The following is an 18,284-nucleotide window of genomic DNA, read 5'->3' as shown; positions in this document are numbered from 1 at the left end:
ACTCGCCTGGGGCGCCGCGGAGTTGGTTCAGAGAGACAGGTAGACCGCGCTGCCGGCGCCGGCCAGGAAGCAGTAGAGCGCGAACGGGGTCAGGCTGCGGGTCTCGAAGTACCTGGTGAGGAAGCGCACCGAGACGTAGCCGGCCAGGAAGGCGGCGAGGCTGCCCGCGAGGACGGGGCCGAGCGCGCCGGAGTTCTCCGGCGTGAACAGCTCCGGCACCTTCAGCACCGAGGCGGCCAGGATGACCGGGGTGGCGAGCAGGAAGGAGAAGCGGGCGGCGTCCTCGTGGTGCAGCCCGCGCAGGATGCCGGCGCTCATGGTGACGCCGGAGCGGCTGATGCCGGGGAACAGCGCGAGGATCTGCGCGGCGCCGATCCAGGCGCCCTGCCCGTAGCCGAGCCTGGTCAGCCGCTGGTCGGAGGCGGTCGCCGGGTCCGTGCCCGGCCGGTCGGCGGGTGTGCCGTGTCCGGCCCGGCGGCGGCCGGTGCCGCCGCGCTTGAGCCGCTCGGCGCCGAGCAGCACGAGGCCGTTGAGGGCGAGGAAGGCCGCGGCCGGGACGGGCTTGCCGAGCGCGTTGCGCAGGGCCTTCTCCAGCGCGAGGCCGGCCACGCCGACCGGGATGGTGGAGAGGACGAGCAGCCAGGCGAGCTTCTCGTTGCGGGTCTCCACCCGGCGGTGGCGGATGGAGCCGAACAGTCCGCTGACCACCCGGACCCAGTCCTTGCGGAAGTGGACCACCAGCGCGAGCGCGGTGGCCAGGTGGAGGGCGACCAGGGCGGCGAGGTAGGAGGAGCCCTCGGCGGTCATGTCGAGGTCGTGCTGGATCCGCCCGCCGACCAGGGCGGGCAGCAGGATGCTGTGGCCGAGGCTGGAGACCGGGAAGAGTTCCGTCACGCCCTGGAGCAGGCCGACGCCTATCGCTTCCGGGTAGGTCAGGGTGGACATCGCGCACCTTCGCTCGGGGTCGGCGGCCGCCCGGGTCCGGGGCCGTCGCGAAGCTACTACGCGCATGTAGACGTTCGGCAGTCCCGTCGTCGGAAGTTCACCGACCGTACGGCTGCGGGACGCCGGGGCAGAGGTGCCCGATCAGCGCCGCCGCCACGGTGGCCAGGAGGTCGGCGGACGGGACGGCCCGGTGCGCGGCGTCGCCGAGCAGGACGAGCGCGGTCACCGCGGCCGGGGTGCCCGCCAGCGGCAGGGCGACGGTCAGCACGGCGCGCAGGCGGCGGGGGCGGTGCGCGGGGTCCGGGCGGGTCACGGCGGTCTCCTTCGGGCTCGACCGTCGCCACGATGCCGCCTCCCGCAGCGTCAGGTTCAAGTCCTTTTCCGCCGCGCGCACTTCGGCGGTCCGCGCTCCGTCGCCGCCGAGGCGAGGCCGTCGGCCCGTCGCCACCCGCCGCCGAGGCGAGGCCGTCAGCCCGTCGCCACCCGCCGCCACCCCGGCCCGTCCTGCGTCACCGGCGCGGCAGCGAAGTCGTAGCGCAGCAGGTCCGGTCCGAGGGCGAGCAGCGAGATCGACGACGAGCCCCAGAGCCGCCCGTCGCCGAAGTCCCGCCGCTGGACCAGGGCGGCGTCCGCGTCCGGCGCCAGCCCGTCCCCGGCGACGATCGGCAGCCACCCGCCCCAGGCCGCCTCGGCCGGCCCCTCGCCGGTCGGCTCGGGCCGGGCTTCGGCGGTGAAGCGGGCGCGGAAGTGGGCGGCCCGCGCGGCCATCAGGGCGCGGATCCGCTCGGAGGTGGTCCGGCCGGCCGCCAGGCCCTCCAGCCCGTCGTTGAGCACCACGCTCAGGCCGGACGGCAGTTCGCGCTCCTCCAGCCGTCCGCCGTCCCAGCTGGACACCCGGGCGCCGTCGGCCCGGACCAGGACGAGGTGGAACGGGTCGTACGGGGTGGGGTCGAGGTGGCCGATGCCGCCCTCCCGGACGGCGGTGAGCGGCAGCCGGCCGCGGGTGCGCCGGGTGTCGGTGGGGGCGAGCGGGCCGAAGCCGTTCAGCAGGCAGGCGGCGGTGCGCCGGCCGGGGTCGACGGCCAGCCAGGTGCCGCCGGCCGCGAGGTCCAGTCCGCCGAGCAGCTCGGGACGGTCCGGCCAGTGGTGGTCCGGCGGGAGCCAGGCTCGGCCCAGGTACTCGTCCCGGACGGACAGCAGCAGCACCGGGACGGCGGCTCCGGGCTCGATGCTCACGAACGCCGTGCACACGACCGTGCCCCCTGACCTCGTCCTCTCGGCGATCTCCTGCCAGCGATCCTCGCACGCCCGTTCGTGTGCCGGAAGTGGCCCAAGGAACGGACGGCCGAACGCACCAGGACGGCAGGCCACCGCACTCCTAGGCTGGCGGCCATGACGACGAACGCGACGACGGCCGGGACGACCGGCACGAACGGGGCCCCGGTGCCCGCCCCCGAGCAGCGCCTGCAGATGAACAAGCTCGCACCCGCCTTCTACCAGGCGATGATCGCCCTGGACCGGGCCTCCCGGGAGGGCCTCGACCCGGTGATCGCCGAGCTGGTCAAGGTGCACGCCTCGATGATCAACGGCTGCGCCTTCTGCATCGACATGCACGCCACCGACGCCCGGAAGCACGGCGAGCAGGACCACCGCATGCTCTCCCTCCCGGCCTGGCGCGAGACCCCCTGGTTCACCGCCCGCGAGCGCGCCGCCCTGGCCCTCACCGAGTCGGTCACCCTGCTGACCGAGGGTCACGTGCCGGACGACGTGTACGCGGAGGCCGCCGCGCGGTTCGACGAGACCGAACTGGCCCAGCTGCTCGCGCTGATCGTCACCATCAACGCCTGGAACCGGATCGGCGTGTCCACCCGCATGAGCCCGGCCGCCAGGTGAGCGCCGACGACCTCGGGGCCCGGCGGGAGAAGGCCCGGCTGCTGCGCGAGCTGCACCGCCCGGGCGAGCCGCTGGTGCTGGCGAACGCCTGGGACGTGCCGAGCGCCCGGCTGGTGGCCGAGGCCGGGGCGCGGGCGGTGGCGACGGCCAGCGCGAGCGTGTCCTGGTCGCTCGGCCGTGCGGACGGCGGCGGAGCCGACCGCGAGCAGGTGCTGGCCCGGACCGCCCAGGTGGTCCGCGCGGTCGACCTGCCCGTCACCGCGGACCTGGAGAGCGGCTACGCGGACACCGCCGCCGGCGTCGGCGAGACGGTCGCCGCACTGCTGGCCACCGGCGCCGTCGGGGTGAACCTGGAGGACGAGGGCCGTCCCCCGGAGGAGGCCGCCGAGCGGATCGCGGCCGCCCGGGCCGCGGCGGACGCGGCCGGCGTGCCGCTCTTCGTCAACGCCCGTACCGACGTCTTCCTGCGCGGGATCGGCGCCCCGGAGGGCCGGCTGGACGACGCGGTGCACCGGCTGCGGGCGTACGTCGCGGCGGGCGCGGACGGGGTGTTCGCCCCCGGGGTGTCCGACCCGGAGACCATCGCCGCCCTGGTCGCGGCCGTCCCGGCGCCGCTGAACGTGCTGGCCGGACCCGGCGCCCCGGCGGTCGCCGAACTGGCGAAGCTCGGCGTGGCCCGGATCAGCCTGGGCCCGGGCCTGGCCGAGGTGGCGTACGCGGCGGTCCGCCGGGCCGCCCGGGAGGTGTACGGGAGCGGCACGTTCACCGCGCTCGCCGAGGGGATGAGCTACCCGGAGCTCAACCGGCTGTCCGCGGGCTGAGCGCCGCGGGCCGGGTGTCCGCGGGCAGGGGCAGGGGCAGGGGCAGGGGCCGAGGGCCGAGGGCTGTGGGCGGCCGGCCGTACGGGGGTCGGCCGGCAGCCCACGGGGTCGTTCACCGTCACCGGGCGGGTGCGGCACCGGCCCGCCCGGTCACCGGAGGCCCGGCCGCCGGCCGCCCGGCCACCGGACCGGCGGGATCAGTTGAGGACGTGCCCGCTGAGCCCCGGGTGGCTCATCTGGTTGGTCCCGATCGCCTCGACCTCGTTGGCCGGCTTGCCGACCAGCGGGAGCTGGCCCGCCGTCCTCAGGACGAGGTCGGCGGGAGAGACTTCGAGCCCGTCGGTGAGCCCGCCGGTGGCGTCCGGCGAGGAGGCGGTCTGGGAGGTGGCGGAGGCCGCCGGGACGGCGAGGGCGAGGCCCGCCATGGTGAGGGCGGCCAGGGTGGCGAGTTTCTTCATGCCCTGCCGAACGACCCGGACCGCCCTCAGGTAACCGGCCGGCTCAGACCGTCACCCACAGGGTGCGCACGCCGTTGCTGACGAACGAGGCGATCGGCTCGTCGCTCCGCCCCGGCGCCAGGGCCAGCCCGGGGAAGCGGGCGAACAGGTGCCGCAGCGCCGTCTCGGCCTCCAGCCGGGCGAGCCCGGAGCCGAGGCAGAAGTGCGGGCCGTGGCCGAACGACAGGTGCTTGGCGGGCTGCCGGGTGAGGTCGAAGCGGTCCGCGTCCGGGTGGTGCCCGGCGTCCCGCCCGGCCGCCGCGTACGAGGCCAGCATGGCCTCGCCGCGCCGGATCACCACGTCGCCGACCGCGATGTCCTCGGTGGCGTAGCGCAGCGGGAACTGCCCGACCGGGGAGTCGTGGCGCAGCGTCTCCTCGACCACCGCCGACCACGGCTGCCGCCCGTCCAGGACGAGCCGCAGCTGGTCCGGGTGGTCGAGCAGGGCGCGGACGGCGTTGGTGATCAGGTTGAGCGTGGTCTCGTGCCCGGCGACCAGCATCAGCAGCAGGGTGCCGACCAGCTCGGCCTCGCTGAGCCGCTGCTGGTCGGGGCGGTGGCCGGCGTCGCGGGCGGCGATCAGGTCGCTGGTCAGGTCGTCGCCGGGCTCGGCCCGCTTGGCCGCCACCACCGAGGCCAGCAGCGCGTTCAGGCCCCGCTGCGCGGCCAGGGCGGCCGCCGGGGTGGCCGAGCTGGAGACCATGGTGTCGGACAGCTCGTGCAGTTCGTCCTGCTGCTCCAGCGCGAGGCCGAGCAGTTCGCCGATCACCTGCATCGGCAGCGGGTAGGCGAAGTGCCGCCGCAGGTCGAACTCGCCCTCCAGCTCGGCGATCCCGTCCAGCAGCGCGATCGTCCGGGCCTCGATCGCGGGGGCGAGGTCGGCTGTCCGGCGCGGGGTGAAGGCCTGCGAGACCAGCCCGCGCAGCCGCCGGTGGTCCTCGCCGTCGGCGGTGATCATGCCGGGGACGACGACGAAGTTGAGCAGCGGCCAGCCCCCCGGCAGCCGCCCCTCCCGGAAGGCGTTCCAGAGCCGGGGGTCCTTGCCGACCCGGGGGTCGGCCAGCAGCGACTGGAGGGTGTCGTGGTGGGTTACCGCCCAGACCACCACCCCGCCAGGGAGTTCCACCAGGACCGCGGGGCCGGCCGCGCGGAGTCGGGCGTTCTCGCCGTGCTGGTCGCGTCCGAAGGGGTCGAGTCTGATGGGCTCGGCGGGGGTTCCGGCGCCGGTGGCGGTGTCCATGCGGGCCTCTCGAGGGCTGGCGGGCGGGGCGGGGTGAAGGCGCTGTAGAGCACCGGGAGAGCGGTCAGGGCCCGGGACCACGGGGACGGGCGCCAGGTCAGCTCGCCCGCCGGTACGGCCAGTTGGAGGTCGGGCAGGCGGTGCAGCAGGGTTTCGACGGCGGTCTCGACGATGATCCGGGCCGGGTGCTGGGCCGGGCAGACGTGCCGGCCGGCGCCCCAGGCGAGGTGCGCCCGGTTGCCGCCGAGCGAGCCCTGGGCGGCGGCCGAGACGCCCTGGGCGGCCGGGTCGGCGTTGGCCGCGGCCAGACCGAGGACGAGCATGTCTCCGGCGCTGACGTACTGGCCGCCGAGCACGGTGTCGGCGGTGGCCCAGCGGCCGGGGAAGTTCTGCGTCGGCGGGTCGCGCCAGAGCACCTCCTCCAGCGCGTCGGAGACGGTCAGCCGTCCGCCGGTGAGGGTGGCCCGGAAGCGCCGGTCGGTGAGCAGCAGCCGCAGCGTGTTCCCGGTCCAGCAGATGGTGGTCTCGTTCCCGGCGACCATCATCACCACCAGGTGGTGCACCGCCTCCTCGTCGGTCAGCGCGGCCGGGTGGGCCAGCAGCCAGGAGGTGAGGTCGGCGCTGGGCGTGGCCCGGCGGCGCCGCACCAGGTCGACCAGGACCGCCTGGAACTCCTGGTTGGCGCGCACCGATTCGGCGCCGCTGTCGGCGATGTGGCTGATCAGCCGGATGAGGTGCGGGCCGGCGTCGGGGGGCAGGCCGAGCAGCTGGGTGAAGACCAGCAGCGGCAGCCGGCGCGCGTACTGGGCGACCAGGTCGGCGGTGCCGTCCGGGCCCCAGCCGTCGATCAGCCCGTTGGCGGCGGCCTCGGTGGTGCCGCGCAGCTGGCGGTGGTCGATCTGGGCGAGGGTGTCCGAGACGGCGCGGCGAAGCCGCTGGTGCTCGGCGCCGTCCAGGTTGAGCAGGGTGGGCCGCCAGGAGGTCATCGGCAGCAGCCGGGAGTCGGCCGCCAGCCGGCCCTCGGCGGGCACCCGCCAGCGGCGCGAGTCCTTGGAGAACAGCGCCTCGTTGCGGGTGAGTTCGAGCAGCTCGGCGTAGCCGAGGACGAGCCAGGCCTCGACCCCGGGCTCCAGCTCGATCGGCGCGACCGGCCCGTAGCGCTCGCGCAGCCGGGCGTACAGGCCGTGCGGGTCCTCGGCGACGGCCGGGCCGTACAGCGGGGTCAGCGGGACGCCCACGGGCAGGCCGCCGGGTATCCCGCCGGGTATCCCGCCGGGCATTCCACCGGGCAGGCCGGCGCCGTGGGCGACCGGGCAGACGGGAGCGCCGGGGGGTTCGGGGGCGGTCATCCCTGGAGCTCCAGGATCGAGCTGCGGTGCAGGTGGTCGACGAAGTCGATCAGCAGGTCGTAGGACTGCCGGCGGTCGCGTGCGTCGCAGTGCAGGATCGGCACCTCCGGCAGCAGGTCCAGCGCCGAGCGCAGCTCCTCCTCCGGGTAACTCGGCGTGTCCGGGAAGGTGTTGACCGCGACCGCGAACGGGATGCGCTGCTCCTCCAGCCGGCCGAGCACGTCGAAGCTCTCGTCCGGGCGGCGCAGGTCGACCATGGCGATGGCGCCGAGCGCACCGCGCGACAGGTCGTCCCACAGCGGCCGGAACCGCTGCTGCCCGGGCGTGCCGAACAGGTACAGCGCGAGCCGCGAGTTGAGCGTGATCCGGCCGAAGTCCAGGGCCACCGTGGTGGTGGTCTTGCCGGGGTGACCGGTGAGGTCGTCGACGCCCGCGCTGGCCGCGGTCATCGTCTCCTCGGTGCGCAGCGGGGTGATCTCGCTCAGCGAGCCGACCAGGGTGGTCTTGCCCACCCCGAACGGACCGGTGACCAGGATCTTGACCGCGCCCTGCACCGAGGACGGCAGGTACTGCGGCCCGTCGGCGGAACCGGTGGCCCCGGGGACGGCTTCAGCGGAGTTGGCGGAGGCCAACGAGCACCTCTTCCAGGAGGGTTGCGGGCAGGCGTTCGGCCTGCGGGACGGGCGGGAGCACCTGCACGGTGCCGAGGTCCCACAGGTCCCCGACCAGCACCTTGACGACGCCGAGCGGCAGCCCCAGGTGGGCCGCCACCTCGGCGATGGACAGCAGGCTGTGGCAGAGGTCGAGGATGCGCCGGTGCTCACGGTTCAGGAGCGGGTGCTCGGGCAGGTCCGGCGGGTCGGGTAACGCGCTGACCAGGCTCTCCAGGGCCAGCTCGGCCCGGGTGGAGCGGCTGCGCCCACCGGTGATGACGTACGGCCGGACCGGGCCGCTCACCGGTGGCCCCCCGCCGCGTGGTCGACGCGCGGCGGGCTGGTGAGGTGGGTGCCGATCCGCTCGACCAGGACCTGCATCTGGTAGGCGACCAGGCCGGCGTCGACCGACTCGCTCGTCACCACGGCCAGGTGCGCGCCGGCCCCGGCGGCGACGACGAAGAGGTAGCCGCCCCCGTACTCGATGATGATCTGGCGGGTGGCGCTGCCCGGTCCGCCGAAGCCCGTCGCGACGCCGCGGGCCAGCGACTGCAGTCCGGAGCAGGCGGCGGCGAGCCGTTCGGCGTCGTCGCGGGCGATGCCGCCGCTGCGGCCGATCTCCAGGCCGTCGTTGGAGACGACGACGGCGTGCTGGACCTGGGGGACGGCGATGATGTCGGCGAGCAGCCAGCCGAGATCAGGGGTGGTGGTCATGGAACTCTCCGGAGCGCTGGGGAAGTCGGGGGGAAGCGGGAAGGGAAGGGTCGGACTGGGCCTGGGCCCGGACGGCGGACCGGCCGCTGGCGGTCCCGGCCTGGAACATCGCCATGAACGCCTGTGCGTCCCGGGCCGAGCGGTAGGGCGGCGCGGGCTGCGGTGGGGGAGCGGCGTGCTGGGCGGGGCGGCCCGTGCGGCCGCGCCGGTGGCTCCGGCGGGGCAGCGGGGGAGGGGTGTCTCCGGTGGCGGCGTGCCGGCCGGAGGGCGGGGTCTCCAGCAGGGGGTGATCGGCGGGAGACGCCGGTCGGGGGCCGGGGTTGAACGCCCGGTCGTCCGGCCCGAGGCCGGGGACGGTGGGCGGCAGCGGCTCGGTGAGCAGCGCGTTGGGCAGCAGCAGGACGACGCGCACGCCGCCGTACGGCGAGGGCGCCGAGCTGAGCGTGACCCGGAAGCCGTACTGCTCGGCGAGCCGGCCGACCGCGGCGAGCCCCAGCTGCGGCACCTCGCCCAGCCGGGAGACCTCCAGGGTGCTGCCGCCGGCCAGTGCGGCCGCGGCCTTGGCGACGGCCTGTTCGGGCATGCCGACGCCGCCGTCGTCGATCTCGATGACGGCGCCGTTGTGCACCGGCATCAGGGTGACGAACACCTGGGTGCTGGGCGGGGAGTAGCGGGTGGCGTTGTCCAGCAGTTCGGCGATCGCGTGGATCAGCGCCTCGGCGGCGGCGCCGACCACCGCGGTCTCGGTCCGGCTGCGCACCACCACGCGCTGGAACGGCAGGATGCGCGACTGGGCGCCGCGGACGACGTCCTCCAGGGAGACCGGTTCCGGCCAGTGCCGGCCGGCCCGCGCGCCGCACAGCACGGCCAGGGTCTGGGCCAGCCGGGCCTGTTGGGCGGCCGCGTGGTCGGCCTTGAGCAGGCCCTCCAGCAGGGCGGGGTCGTCGTGGGTGCGCTCCATCTCGTCCAGCAGCGCCTGCTGGTCGTGGGCCATCACCAGGATCCGGCGGGCGACGCTGAGGAAGGCCCGTTGGGTGGAGGCGGTGTGCTCCTGCTCCTGCTGGACGGCGGCGAGGTCCTCGCCGCGGCGGGAGAGTTCGGCGGCCAGTTGTTCCTGGAGGCCGAGGAGTTCGCCGTGCAGCCGGTCGGCGCGGCGGCGTTGGGTGACGGAAACGGCGCGGTACCGCGCGGCGGCCACGAGGGCGAGGACGGCGAGCACGCCGGTTGCCGTTACGGACCACTGAGTCATCGTCACGCCGCGAATTCTAGGGTGATGATCCTACGAAGGTGTGAACGGATCTCGCCAAGTGACCGGATCTCGTCAATATCGAGTCAATTCGGCGTCAATCGGGACTCGTTCGCCCGCGATCCCTCCGCCTGACGAGCCGTGGAGCGGCCTGACCGGCGACGGCGGGGAGCGCCGGAGTCGAGCCTGACGGCCGGATCGCGCTCCACGATGTGTGGGGCCTGTGCGCACGGTGTCGCCGAAGGGGTGCCGCCCGGTGCGCGAGCGGCGGCGCACGGGCGGCCCGCTGCGCGGGCCGGCCTCCTTCGCGGGCCGGACTCCCCCTGGGTCGGGCTCCTTCGCGGGCCGGACTCCTTCGTGGCCCGGCCTGCTACGCGGGCCAGGTGCGGAGGCCGGTGGTGAGGATGGCGATGAGCCGGTCGTGGGTGGTGGCGAGGTCCTCGGCGAGCTGGAAGGCGCCCGCGGTGGTGAGGGCGGCGAAGCCGTGGGCGAGGGAACGGACGGTGCGGGCGGCGTGGATCGCCTCGGAGCCGTCGAGGCCGTACTCCCGCAGCACGGCGACGATCACGCCGACGAGCCGGGCGGCCGCGTGGGCCAGCTCGTCGTCGGGCTGCGGGGCCTGCGGGAGGGCGCTGTAGCGGTGCGGGTGCTCGGTGGCGTACGCGTGGTAGGCGCGCATGACGGCGGCGACGGCGTCGTCCCCGCTGCGTCCGACGGCCGCGGTGGCCAGCCGGTCGGCCAGGTCCCCGGTGACCCGGACGGCGATCAGTCGCCGCAGTTCGGCCAGGCCGCCGCTGACGTGCTTGTACAGAGAAGGGGTGGCGACCCCGGCCCGGGCGGCGACGGAGGCCAGGGTGAGGGCCTCGGCGCCCTGCTCGTCGATGAGGGCGAGGGCGTGGTCGACGACCTGCCCGGGGGTCAGTCCTACGCGGGGCATGGGTTCGGTCTCTCCGTACGTACGGCGTCGGGTGGGTCGGACGGGGTGGGTCGGGGCTCAGCCGAGCTCGGCCAGGAACGGCAGCAGGGCGTCCGCGGTGGCGGTCGGGTTGTCGGCCATCGGATAGTGCCCGGACCCCTCGATCATCGCCTTGCGAGCGCCGAGCGCGGCGGCCTGCCGGTCGGCGACGAGCTCCGGCTTCGGGAAGTCGGGGTCCTTGCTGCCCATGACCACCAGCGCCGGGCACCGCACCGCGGCCGTCCAGCCGACCGGCGCCGAGTCGCCGTGGACCTGCCCGCGGACGGCGGCCTTGCGCCCCGGGGTGCGCAGCGCGGCGACCAGCCCGTCCACGTACGCGTCGAAGTCGGCGGGCTTGGCGCCCGGGAAGGCCATCCGACGCAGGTAGAAGCCCCAGGAGGCCGGCCAGTGGACGAGGGCGACGCCCATCAGGCCCATGACGGTGCGCATGAGGGCGCCCGGCGGCGGGTTCTCGACGAAGGCGTCGATCAGCACGATCCCGGCGACCCGCTCGGGCGCGTCCCCGGCGGCCTTGACGACGGTCGCCCCGGTGTAGGAGTTCCCGGCGAGGACGGCGCGCTCGATGCCGAGGTGGTCGAGCAGGGCGAGGACGTCGCCGGCGACGGCGGCGGGGCCGTAGTCGTCCCACGCGACGGAGGACTCGCCGAAGCCCCGCAGGTCCATGGTGACGACGCGGTGGCCGGCGGCGACGAGCAGTGGGCGCAGGTGCCGGTACGCGGCCCGGCTGTCGAGCATGCCCGGGAGCAGGACGACGGGGGTGCCGTGGCCCTGCCGGGTGTCGTCGAAGGCGACCCGGCCGCCGGGAACGGTCAGGTACTGGGTGCTCGGGGTGATGGTGCCGTTCATGGTGGTCCTCCTCGGGCCGCCGGTGCGGGACGTCGGCGGTGAGTGCCGATAGCCACAAAGCTAAGGCTAATAGCCTTAGCCGTCAAGCGGTCGGCCGTGGAGCGGTCACGCTCCCTCCACCTTGAACGGGTCGTGCTCGCTGAGCAGCTTCTCCAGCCGGGCCTGGTCCACCCGGGTGACCATCTCGTTGGACTCCTGCCGGTCCCGGATCACCTTCGCCAGCGTGAACGCGGAGGTGACGGTGTAGAGGAGGCCGATCCCGAGGAAGGCCCTGGTCCAGCCGCCGACCGGCAGGTAGGCGATCCCGGCGGCGAGGGCGGTGGCCGACAGGGCGAAGGAGAGGACGGCCTGGATGTGGTACGCGGCCGTGGTGCGGGTCTGCATCGGTGCGCTCATGGCGTCAGGATGCGGCCGTCCGGAGGGGGCGCACATGAGTAGCGGTACTCAGATGGGGCTGTGTACGGGAGGCCGGTTCGGCGGTGTCGTTCGTTGACGTCCGATCACTTTGCCCTAGGCTGCTCCGAACGGATGGCTTGGAATCGGAGCCTCCTAGGATTAACGTTTGATAACGCAGCGCGGTTGTCAACGCCGTACCCAGACGGCACCGTGCGCCGTCGCCTAATCCCGCGGACCCGCCTCCGGGCAGGTCGGGGAGCCGGGGAACCACGTTCCTTGGGGTGAATCGGCGGGGCCCCGGCCCGGCCGTAGGAGACCTTCCTGCTCCGAACCCGTCAGCTAACCCGGTAGGCGCGAAGGAAGGAAAGGAGCGCGCCTCCCGTGGCGTCGACGCACACCCCGGCACACCCGGCCGGCTTCGCAGCCGGTACCCAGCTCCTCGACCACCCCGGCACGGACGGCCCCGAGGCCTTCGGCCCGGAGGGCTTCGCCACGGAGGTCGAGACCAACCGGCACCGGATGCCGCGTCAGACCCGCGGAGCCTCCCCGCTGCTCGGCGTCACCGCCGTCGCCGCCACCCTGGGCGCCACCGGCTTCGCCTCGGCGACCCCGGCCGCCGCCCCCGCCGTCGAGGTCCCGGACGAGACTCCCGTCGCCCTCTCCGCCGACCCCGGCCTCGCGCTCGCCGCCCGCATCCAGAACCAGGCCGACAGCCAGCGCACCGCCGCCGAGGAGACCGCCCGGCTCCAGGCCGCGCAGGAGGCGGAGGCCAAGGCCGCCGCCAAGGAGGCCGAGGCCAAGCGCGCCGCCGAGGAGGCCGAGCGGGCCCAGGCCGCCGCCCTCACCCTCCCGGTGCAGGACTACCGGCTCTCCGCCCACTACGGCCAGAGCGCCCGCTACTGGGCCAACCTGCACACCGGTCTGGACTTCGCCGCCGACACCGGCACTCCGGTCCACGCGCTCGGCCAGGGCACCATCACCTCGGCCGGCTGGGCCGGCTCGTACGGCTACCGGATCGTCGAGACCCTGCCCGACGGCACCGAGATCTGGTACTGCCACCTCTCCTCGATCACCAAGGGCTCCGGCAAGGTCGCCGCCGGCCAGCAGATCGGCAAGGTCGGCGCGACCGGCAACGTCACCGGCCCGCACCTGCACATGGAGGTCCGCCCCGGCGGCGGCGCCCCGGTCGACCCGGAGCCCTGGCTCCAGCAGCGCGGCCTCAACCCCTGACCCACCCGCGACAGGCCCGGCGCACCCGCGCAGTGGCCCGACGCGCGCGCGAGGTCCGACGCACTCGCACGAAGGCCCCCGGCCCCGGAGCAGCCGCTCCGGGGCCGGGGGCCTTCGCCGTGCGGTCTCACTCCTCGGCGGGCAGCTGCGCCAGGTACGCCTCGATCTCCTCCTGGCCCGGCTCCGGCGCCAGCTCCGGGAACTCCGTCACCAGCAGCCGCGGCAGCCCGGGAACCGTCCAGTCGCCGAACAGGTCGAGCGCCGCGTCGACCGCCGCCTCCTCGAACTGCCCGAAGTCACCGGCCAGTTCGTCCGGCATCGGCCGCCCCTGCGCGGTCAGCTCGGCCAGGTTGCGGTAGCTGCGCCGCATCAGGCCCTGCTCCAGCAGTCGCCGGGCGCCGTCCGTGGCCATGCCGACCGACAGTACCCGGCCCGGGCCCCAGCCCTGCTCGTCCGGCTCGTCCAGCCAGCCGGCCGGCACCAGCGCCTCGTACGCGGCCAGCCGCTCCTCCTCCGCGAGCTCGCCGAAACCGGCCAGCCAGTCCCGCACCGCCGCTTCGTCGGTGACGTCCGCCCCGTGCGCGTGCAGCAGCAGCGCGTACAGCCGCGGCCAGGTCACCAGATCGGCGCGGCGCAGCAGCCCGGCCGCGACCTCGCCCTGCCACTCGGCCTCCGCGTGCAGCCGCTCCTGGCGCTTGGCGTTCAGCCGTCGGGCCGCCCGCTGGTGGTCGATCAGCAGCCGGACGGCGTCGCCGTAGGCGAGCGGGTCCTCCTCGGGTGCGGGTTGGACGTACAGGTGGAGCCGCTCGTAGAGCAGGTGCTCCACCGCGTTGGAGGTCAGTTCGGGCCAGCCGTCGTGCATCCTGCCCTCGCCCAGCTCCAGCAGCGCCAGCACCGCGCGCAGCGGCGCCCCGGCCACCGGCGCGCGGCCCTGCTCGGCCGCCCAGGCGAGCAGGTCGGCGGCCTTGGTGCGCGGGGCGAGCCGCAGGTCTTCGTCGTTCATAGTCCGAACGGTAGCCGCCGGGCGGGGATAGGGTCGGCAGCCATGGTCCCCGTACGACTCACCGGCCCGCGACTGGCCGTCCGCGAGTACCACCACACCGAGGAGGACGTGGACGCGCTGCACGCGCTGTTCGGCGACCCGGAGGTCACCCGGCACCTGCCCTTCGGGCCGAGCGACCGGGAGGACTGCGCCGACCAGATCGAGCTCTACCTGGAGGAGGCGATGGCCGAGGAGCGGGACACCTACCGGCTCGCCGTCACCAGGCTCGCCGACGCCGAGGAGCCGGCGGACGCGACGCCGATCGGGCAGGCCTCGCTCACGCTGGACGGGCACCGCGGCGCGCAGCTCGGGTGCGTGCTGGCCCGCGGGTGCTGGGGCCGCGGCTACGCGGGCGAGACCGTCGGCCTGCTCTGCGACTTCGCCTTCGGCGCACTGGGCCTGCACCGGCTGACCGCCCTGGTCGCCGTGGACAACGCGGCCTCCGTGAAGGTGCTCACCGGGCTGGGCTTCCGGCTGGAGGGCGGGCTGCGGCCCGGCGTGGTCGAGGACGGCGCCCGGGCCGAGTCGTTCCGCTACGCGCTGCTCGCCCACCAGTGGCCGGGAGCGGGCACCCGGGTGCCGGCGGCCGGCTGACCGCTCGCGGCGATCCGTCCGCGGCGGTCCGTCCGGGCGGAGGGGGGTTAACCCCACCCCGGATCCGCCAGGCCTCCGGATCCCGTCCGGTCGGCGCGTCCACCAGACTGGACCCCGTCAGCGGGACGAACGACCGACAGCACGAGGGGCCGGGGGCCGGGAGCATGAGCAGCAGCACGGAGGAGCGGGACGTCCTGGGCGGTCACGGTGACGACCCGAGCCCCGCCCGGGCCCGCCGGACCGGGCGGCGGCCGGCCGCGTGGCGGGCGCCGTTCTCGGCGTACTACTACCGCGAGGTCGGCTACGCGCTCAGCGGCCTGCCGGTGGCGATCGCCGGGTTCGTCGTGTCTGTCACCCTGTTCTGCGTCGGCCTCGGCACCTTCGTCACCGCCCTCGGTCTGCCCGTGCTGGGCGCCCTGACCAGCGTCGCCCGCGGCTTCGGCCGGCTGGAGCGGGCCCGCGTGCGCGGCATGCTGGCCCTGGACGTCCCCGGCCCGGAGCCGGTGCGCCAGGTCCGTCCGGGTGGCTGGGGTGCGATCACCGCGCGGCTGGCGGACGCGGCCGGCTGGAAGGCCGTGCTGTACCAGGTGGTGATGTTCCCCTGGGCGGTGTTCAGCTTCGCGGTGACGCTGGTGTTCCTGGTGCTGGGCTGGGCGTTCGCGCTCTACCCGCTGTACCACTGGGTCTTCGGGGCCTACACCCCGTGGAACGGGTACCGGGTGTTCGACTTCTACGACAGCGACGGCGTGCGGCACCTGTACGAGGTCCAGGCGCCCTGGCAGATCGCCGGGCTCTCCGTCCTCGGGCTGCTGCTGGTGCTCCTCACCACCCAGCTGGTGCGTGGTCTGACCAACGTCAACCGGGCCGCCGCCCAGGGTCTGCTCGGCCGCTGACCTCCCGGCTCCGGCCGAAGCCTCCGTCCGGGCCCCGTCCCGCGACTGTTCCCCGCCCCGCGCGGTGCCCCCGCCCCGCCCGTACCCCGGACGCCTTCCGGATGCGGGCGGGGCGGCGGCGTGTTCGGATGGCGGGATGGCGGCCGTCGGCATTCCCCCCGATCCCCCCGATCCCCCCGATCCCCCGGACGTCCTGGTCACCTCCCGTCCGCTGGACGAGTACTGCGCCCTGTTCGGCCTCACCCGGGCCCGGCTCGCCGCCCTGCCCGGCCCCCTGCTGGACTGCCCCGGCGGTGCGGCCGGCCTGGCCGCCGAGGCGCGCGGGCTGGGCTGCCGGGTGATCGCCGTCGATCCGGCGTACGCGCTGCCGCTGCCGGTGGTCGCGGACGCCGCCGTGGCCGCCCGGGCGGCGATGGCCGCCGCGATGGCCGCCCGCCCGCAGCTCTACCCCTCGCCCCGCCCGTACCGCGCCGAGCGCTACCTGCGCAGCTGGGACCGGGCCCTCCGGCTGTTCGCCGCCGACCGGGCCGCCCACCCGCAGCGGTACGTGGCCGCCGCGCTGCCCCGGCTGCCCTTCGCGGACGGCGCCTTCGCCCTCACCCTGAGCGGTCACCTGCTCTTCGCCTATCCCGAACTCTTCGGCCCCGAGGGCCAGTTGGCTGCGTTGGCCGAGCTGGTCCGGGTCACCTCCCCGGACGGCGAGGTCCGGGTCCAGCCGCTGAACGACGGGTACGGCCAACGCTGCGGCCACCTCGGCCCGCTGCGGTACGCGCTCGGCGAGCGCCGGATAGCGAGCGAGGTCCGCCGCTACCCCGGGCCGGTGGAGGGCCGGCCCCGGCGGGTCCTGGTGCTGCGGGCCGCCGACCACCGTCGCCGGGCGGTTCGGCGGCCAGTCATGTAATAGTCACTGTCGCAGGTCGCCCCTATACTCGCCCGCATGATCGAGACGACCATCCGGCACGCCGACGAGACCGACACCGACCGGCTCACCGCACTCATGCAGGCCTCCGGCGCCTACCGCGGTGCGTACTTCGCGATGATCGACGGCTACCGGGTGAGACCCGACTACATCGCCCGGCACCTGGTGCGGATGGCCGTGGACGCCGCGGACGACCGCCTGCTCGGCTTCTACGGCCTGATCCGCGAGCCGGCCGAACTGGACCTGATGTTCGTCGCCGACGAGGCCCAGGGGCTGGGCGTGGGGCGGCAGTTGATCGCCGACATGCTCGACCGCGCGCGGGAGACCGGGATCGCCTCGGTCAAGGTCGTGTCCCACCCGCCGGCGGAGCACTTCTACCTGAAGGTGGGAGCCGTGCGCACCGGCACCCGGCCCCCGCAGCCCAGGACGCCCTGGGAGCAGCCCGAACTGCGCTTCGCCGTCGAGGAGGACTAGGAGCCCGCCCCGGCCGCCGGCCCGCCCGCCCCGGCCGCCGGCCCGCTCGGCTCGGCCGCCGGCCCGCTCGGCTCGGCCGTCGGCCCGTCCGGCTGGGCCGGCACCACCGGTACCGGCTGCGGGGGCCGCTGGGCCTGCTGGGCCTGCGGGGTCTGCGGCGCGGCCGGAGCCGGCTGCTCCGGCACGAGGGCCGGCGCCTGGAGCCGGGAGAGGATCTTCTCCGCCAGCCAACTGCGGTCCGACCCGTACGGGATGCCCCGCGGGTCGACCAGCTGCGTCGCCACCGCGTCCCGCAGCCGCTGCGCCCCGGCGGCGGGCAGCCGGGAGAGCAGCCCCCGGGCGGCCAGCAGCGCGTGGTACTGCTCGAAGCCCGAGCGCGGGTGCTCGATCGCGTCCAGCACGCTCGGCAGGTCCGCGAGCGCCGGATCGCCCTGCATCAGTGCGAGCGCCTGGATCCGGCGCCCCTCGGAGCCGTCCGCGAAGAGCGCCCGCACCTGGTCGGCGGTCAGCGCCGAACGCCGCGCGGTCGAGCGGACCTCCGCCACCACGCCCTCCGGCCCGGCCGGCGTACCGGAGGACGGCGGCAGCTGCCCGGCCAGTGCGGCCGGGCGCTCCGCGCTGCCGCCCAGCAGCCCGAGCTGCTGCATCGCGCGGACCCGCAGGTCGTCCGCGCCCACCTTGTCGCCGTGCCGGTCGCGGTCCTGCCCGGCGAGGAAGAGGTCCAGGGCCTGGTCGGTCTCGGTCAGCGCCTGCGGCAGTGCCAGCCGGGTCACCAGCCAGCCCGCCAGGAATCCGAAGACCAGGAAGTACAGCACCAGCGCGGCCGCGAACGGCACCGCGTCCGCGCCCCCGCCGAGCGCGGGCGCCAGCGCCGTGCCGAGGTCGTGCAGCCGCTCGCCGAGCGAGCCGAGCTGGGTCAGCCCGACGCCCAGCAGCACCTTGGTCAGCCAGTCCGAGACCTGCTCCAGATTGGTGTTCGGCGCGTACGAGCCCTGCGGCTCGCCGGCCCCGGCGCCGGCGCCGCGCACCCGGGGCACCCCGAACAGGAAGCCCAGCGCGCCGCCGAGCACCACCGAGGCCCCGACCACCACCAGCCCGCCGCCGAGCGCCTGCCAGGCGTGCTCCCGGCCGAGCGCGAACAGCAGCAGCCCGACCAGCCCCGTCCCGGCCAGCACCCCGGTGGCACCCCACTGCGCCGTCCGCAGCGCCGCCCCGACGCCGCCCGGCCGCCGTGTCCCCGCCATCGCCCACCCCCTGTGTCCGCGCCGCTCCGCTCCGGAACCCGCGCCGACTCTAGCGCCGCGGTTCCGTCGCGGAAACGCCCGGCTCGCGTCCGGCTCGCGCCCGGCCGGCGTCCGGCTCGCGCCCGGCCGATCCTCCCGGACACGCCACGGGGAGCCTCCGGAACCGTGCCGGAAGCTCCCCGGGAACGCAGACGGCCCGCGGGCTGCTCCTGCGACGCCGGCCCGTGCACTGGCCAGGCGCCGAGGCACCGGGGATGTACCGGTGAGCCCGCGGGCCGGGTGACTGCTATGGATTTCGCCTGCCGGAGGCCT

General features: G+C 75.4%; 22 protein-coding genes and 1 riboswitch. Of the genes, 7 read left to right on the top strand and 15 right to left on the bottom strand.

The genetic code is table 11. The features are described 5' to 3' along the window. Positions 1-27: 27 nt before the first annotated feature. The 3 genes from ABZ449_RS20090 to ABZ449_RS20080 all read right to left on the bottom strand — a co-directional run bounded on the left by ABZ449_RS20090 (position 28) and on the right by ABZ449_RS20080 (position 2,181). Positions 28-945 (bottom strand): undecaprenyl-diphosphate phosphatase, encoded by a 918-nt coding sequence (locus tag ABZ449_RS20090; RefSeq protein ID WP_360347412.1) that lies wholly within the window; start codon positions 943-945, stop codon positions 28-30. A gap of 97 nt (positions 946-1,042) precedes the next feature. After that, a complete protein-coding gene (locus ABZ449_RS20085) occupies positions 1,043-1,258 on the bottom strand; it encodes a hypothetical protein (protein WP_360347410.1) in 216 nt (71 codons plus the stop codon). Positions 1,259-1,413: 155 nt separating this feature from the next. Beyond that, positions 1,414-2,181 carry an NRDE family protein gene (locus tag ABZ449_RS20080; protein ID WP_360347408.1) on the bottom strand — a complete coding sequence of 256 codons (768 nt, stop codon included), beginning with the start codon at positions 2,179-2,181 and terminating at the stop codon, positions 1,414-1,416. A gap of 156 nt (positions 2,182-2,337) precedes the next feature. Between ABZ449_RS20080 and ABZ449_RS20075 the strand changes: the two genes are divergently transcribed. Further along, on the top strand, positions 2,338-2,838 hold the full coding sequence (locus ABZ449_RS20075) for a carboxymuconolactone decarboxylase family protein (RefSeq protein WP_360347406.1): 501 nt from the start codon (positions 2,338-2,340) through the stop codon (positions 2,836-2,838). Continuing rightward, the gene (locus ABZ449_RS20070) at positions 2,835-3,659 is read left to right on the top strand and encodes an isocitrate lyase/phosphoenolpyruvate mutase family protein (RefSeq protein ID WP_360347405.1); all 825 of its coding nucleotides are present in this window, start codon (positions 2,835-2,837) and stop codon (positions 3,657-3,659) included. The genes ABZ449_RS20075 and ABZ449_RS20070 overlap by 4 nt, the downstream gene beginning before the upstream one ends. Before the next feature lie 197 nt (positions 3,660-3,856). On the opposite strand, the gene ABZ449_RS20065 is transcribed toward ABZ449_RS20070, so the two are convergent. From ABZ449_RS20065 to ABZ449_RS20020, 10 genes are all read right to left on the bottom strand, one after another. Then, positions 3,857-4,117: a hypothetical protein gene (locus tag ABZ449_RS20065; RefSeq protein WP_360347403.1), complete on the bottom strand. Its 261-nt coding sequence runs from the start codon at positions 4,115-4,117 to the stop codon at positions 3,857-3,859. A gap of 43 nt (positions 4,118-4,160) precedes the next feature. Beyond that, a complete protein-coding gene (locus ABZ449_RS20060; protein ID WP_360347401.1) occupies positions 4,161-5,261 on the bottom strand; it encodes a cytochrome P450 in 1,101 nt (366 codons plus the stop codon). Further along, positions 5,246-6,745, bottom strand: a complete 1,500-nt coding sequence (locus ABZ449_RS20055; RefSeq protein ID WP_360347399.1) for a cytochrome P450 — start codon at positions 6,743-6,745, stop codon at positions 5,246-5,248. The genes ABZ449_RS20060 and ABZ449_RS20055 overlap by 16 nt, the downstream gene beginning before the upstream one ends. Continuing rightward, a complete protein-coding gene (locus ABZ449_RS20050) occupies positions 6,742-7,377 on the bottom strand; it encodes an ATP/GTP-binding protein (protein ID WP_360347397.1) in 636 nt (211 codons plus the stop codon). The genes ABZ449_RS20055 and ABZ449_RS20050 overlap by 4 nt, the downstream gene beginning before the upstream one ends. Then, positions 7,355-7,702: a DUF742 domain-containing protein gene (locus ABZ449_RS20045; protein WP_360347395.1), complete on the bottom strand. Its 348-nt coding sequence runs from the start codon at positions 7,700-7,702 to the stop codon at positions 7,355-7,357. The genes ABZ449_RS20050 and ABZ449_RS20045 overlap by 23 nt, the downstream gene beginning before the upstream one ends. Then, positions 7,699-8,112 carry a roadblock/LC7 domain-containing protein gene (locus tag ABZ449_RS20040; protein ID WP_360347393.1) on the bottom strand — a complete coding sequence of 138 codons (414 nt, stop codon included), beginning with the start codon at positions 8,110-8,112 and terminating at the stop codon, positions 7,699-7,701. The genes ABZ449_RS20045 and ABZ449_RS20040 overlap by 4 nt, the downstream gene beginning before the upstream one ends. Further along, on the bottom strand, positions 8,096-9,361 hold the full coding sequence (locus tag ABZ449_RS20035) for an ATP-binding protein (RefSeq protein WP_360347518.1): 1,266 nt from the start codon (positions 9,359-9,361) through the stop codon (positions 8,096-8,098). The genes ABZ449_RS20040 and ABZ449_RS20035 overlap by 17 nt, the downstream gene beginning before the upstream one ends. Positions 9,362-9,728: 367 nt before the next feature. Further along, positions 9,729-10,295 (bottom strand): WHG domain-containing protein, encoded by a 567-nt coding sequence (locus ABZ449_RS20030; protein ID WP_360347391.1) that lies wholly within the window; start codon positions 10,293-10,295, stop codon positions 9,729-9,731. Positions 10,296-10,352: 57 nt separating this feature from the next. Beyond that, positions 10,353-11,180 (bottom strand): alpha/beta hydrolase, encoded by an 828-nt coding sequence (locus tag ABZ449_RS20025; protein ID WP_360347389.1) that lies wholly within the window; start codon positions 11,178-11,180, stop codon positions 10,353-10,355. A 105-nt stretch (positions 11,181-11,285) separates the two neighbouring features. Beyond that, positions 11,286-11,576, bottom strand: coding sequence for a YiaA/YiaB family inner membrane protein (locus ABZ449_RS20020; protein ID WP_360347387.1), 291 nt, complete (start codon positions 11,574-11,576; stop codon positions 11,286-11,288). 209 nt (positions 11,577-11,785) lie between these two features. Continuing rightward, a riboswitch (cyclic di-AMP (ydaO/yuaA leader) is annotated at positions 11,786-11,944 on the top strand. 13 nt (positions 11,945-11,957) lie between these two features. On the opposite strand from ABZ449_RS20020, the gene ABZ449_RS20015 reads away from it, so the two are divergent. Then, positions 11,958-12,806 (top strand): M23 family metallopeptidase, encoded by an 849-nt coding sequence (locus ABZ449_RS20015; RefSeq protein ID WP_360347385.1) that lies wholly within the window; start codon positions 11,958-11,960, stop codon positions 12,804-12,806. 127 nt (positions 12,807-12,933) lie between these two features. On the opposite strand, the gene ABZ449_RS20010 is transcribed toward ABZ449_RS20015, so the two are convergent. Next, the gene (locus ABZ449_RS20010; protein WP_360347383.1) at positions 12,934-13,809 is read right to left on the bottom strand and encodes a hypothetical protein; all 876 of its coding nucleotides are present in this window, start codon (positions 13,807-13,809) and stop codon (positions 12,934-12,936) included. Between the two features lie 42 nt (positions 13,810-13,851). Between ABZ449_RS20010 and ABZ449_RS20005 the strand changes: the two genes are divergently transcribed. From ABZ449_RS20005 to ABZ449_RS19990, 4 genes are all read left to right on the top strand, one after another. Continuing rightward, positions 13,852-14,442, top strand: coding sequence for a GNAT family N-acetyltransferase (locus ABZ449_RS20005; RefSeq protein WP_360347381.1), 591 nt, complete (start codon positions 13,852-13,854; stop codon positions 14,440-14,442). A gap of 164 nt (positions 14,443-14,606) precedes the next feature. Further along, positions 14,607-15,335: a sensor domain-containing protein gene (locus ABZ449_RS20000; protein WP_360347379.1), complete on the top strand. Its 729-nt coding sequence runs from the start codon at positions 14,607-14,609 to the stop codon at positions 15,333-15,335. A 136-nt stretch (positions 15,336-15,471) separates the two neighbouring features. After that, on the top strand, positions 15,472-16,236 hold the full coding sequence (locus ABZ449_RS19995) for a hypothetical protein (RefSeq protein WP_360347377.1): 765 nt from the start codon (positions 15,472-15,474) through the stop codon (positions 16,234-16,236). 36 nt (positions 16,237-16,272) lie between these two features. Continuing rightward, the gene (locus ABZ449_RS19990; protein ID WP_360347375.1) at positions 16,273-16,728 is read left to right on the top strand and encodes a GNAT family N-acetyltransferase; all 456 of its coding nucleotides are present in this window, start codon (positions 16,273-16,275) and stop codon (positions 16,726-16,728) included. Here ABZ449_RS19990 and ABZ449_RS19985 read toward each other — a convergent pair. Further along, positions 16,725-17,972, bottom strand: coding sequence for a hypothetical protein (locus ABZ449_RS19985; protein WP_360347373.1), 1,248 nt, complete (start codon positions 17,970-17,972; stop codon positions 16,725-16,727). The genes ABZ449_RS19990 and ABZ449_RS19985 overlap by 4 nt on opposite strands. Between the last annotated feature and the right edge of the window lie 312 nt (positions 17,973-18,284).

It is taken from the genome of Kitasatospora sp. NPDC005856 (genome assembly GCF_040629945.1).
Lineage (GTDB): Bacteria > Actinomycetota > Actinomycetes > Streptomycetales > Streptomycetaceae > Kitasatospora.
The sequence above is the reverse complement of the archived record's forward strand: the minus strand, read 5'-3'. Positions and strand labels throughout refer to the sequence as shown.